This window comes from Pseudomonadota bacterium, from assembly GCA_022361155.1.
Classification (GTDB): domain Bacteria; phylum Myxococcota_A; class Polyangia; order Polyangiales; family JAKSBK01; genus JAKSBK01.
Genome location: JAKSBK010000156.1, coordinates 1 through 1,531, shown reverse-complemented (window position 1 = coordinate 1,531; position 1,531 = coordinate 1). Strand labels below are relative to the sequence as shown.

Below are 1,531 nucleotides of genomic sequence, written 5' to 3'. Positions count from 1 at the left end.
GTGTCGGCCGGCATGGCGAGGGTGCGCAGCGCCAGCTCGCCGCGCGGTTCGGCAACCTCCGAAGGGGGTGTCTCGCTCATGGGGTTCAGCCTCCAAAACACAACATCTTGTCATCGGGCGGTCTTCGGACCTACTGTATCGTGAATAACGATTCGGGCGGAGATCACGCGACACCATGGATACCATGACCGACCTGTTCGACCATAGCCAGCCCGCCGCCGGCAAGTCCAGCGGCGCCGCCAAGGCCGGGAAACCGGCCCGCAAGGCGGCCCGGAAGGCGCCGGCCAAGGGCAGGACCAGCGGCGGCAAGGCGTCGGCCAAGGGCGCCAAACCGGCCGCATCCGGCGGCTATTCGGCCAAGGACATCGAGGTCCTGGAGGGCCTGGAGCCGGTACGCCGTCGGCCCGGCATGTACATCGGCGGCACCGACGAGAGGGCCCTGCACCACCTGGCCGCCGAGGTCATCGACAACGCCATGGACGAGGCCGTGGCCGGCCACGCGTCGCGCATCGAGATCGACCTGGCCGAGGACCAGACCGTCACCGTCAGGGACAACGGCCGCGGCATCCCGGTCGACCCGCATCCCAAGTTCAAGGACCGCTCGGCCCTCGAGGTGATCCTGACGACGCTGCACTCCGGCGGCAAGTTCGGCGGCGACGCCTATGCCACCTCGGGCGGTCTGCACGGGGTCGGGCTGTCGGTGGTCAACGCGCTCTCGGACCGCCTCACGGTCGAGGTGGCGCGGGACAAGGCGCTGTGGACACTGACCTGCGAGCGCGGCAAGCCGGTCAAGGGCAAGGCCGGCAAGCTGACCAGGTCCGGCCCCGTCCACAACCGCCGCGGCACCACCGTCAGCTTCCACGCCGACCCCAAGATCTTCGGCGCCCGTACCCATTTCCGGCCGCAGACCCTGTTCCGCATGGCCCGGTCCAAGGCCTACCTCTTCCGCGGCGTCGAGATCAGGTGGTCGTGCGACGCCAAGCTGCTGGCCAAGGACGACGACACCCCGGAGAGCGCCACCCTGCACTTCCCGGGCGGTCTCGCCGACTTCCTGGCCACCACCCTCGCCGAGCGCAAGACCATGACGTCCGATCCGTTCGCGGGCCAGGCCCGGCGCAACGGCGGCGAGGATGCCGGCAAGGCCGAGTGGGCGGTGGCCTGGCCGGTGGACGAGGAGGAGTTCTTCAACTCCTACTGCAACACCATCCCCACACCCCAGGGCGGTACCCACGAGGCCGGCCTGCGCCTGGCCCTGACGCGGGGCTTGCGCGCCTACGGCGAACTCATCAACGAGAAGCGGGCCGCCAAGATCACCGCCGACGACGTCATCGGCGGGGCCACCATCATGCTCTCCGTGTTCATCCCGGACCCGCAGTTCCAGGGCCAGACCAAGGAGAAGCTGTCGACGCCGGACGCCCAGAAGCACGTCGAGGCCAGCGTGCGCGACCACTTCGACCACTGGCTGACCGCCGCCCCCGACACCGCCAAGGCGCTGCTGCAGCACGTCTGCGAGCGGGCCGAGCAGCGCCAG

Annotated in this window: 1 protein-coding gene; it reads left to right on the top strand. The window is 69.8% G+C overall.

The annotated features are described in order from the left end of the window. Positions 1-184: 184 nt before the first annotated feature. Positions 185-1,531, top strand: a 1,347-nt coding sequence (locus MJD61_05490; GenBank protein ID MCG8554730.1) for an ATP-binding protein, incomplete at its 3' end; no start/stop codon positions are given.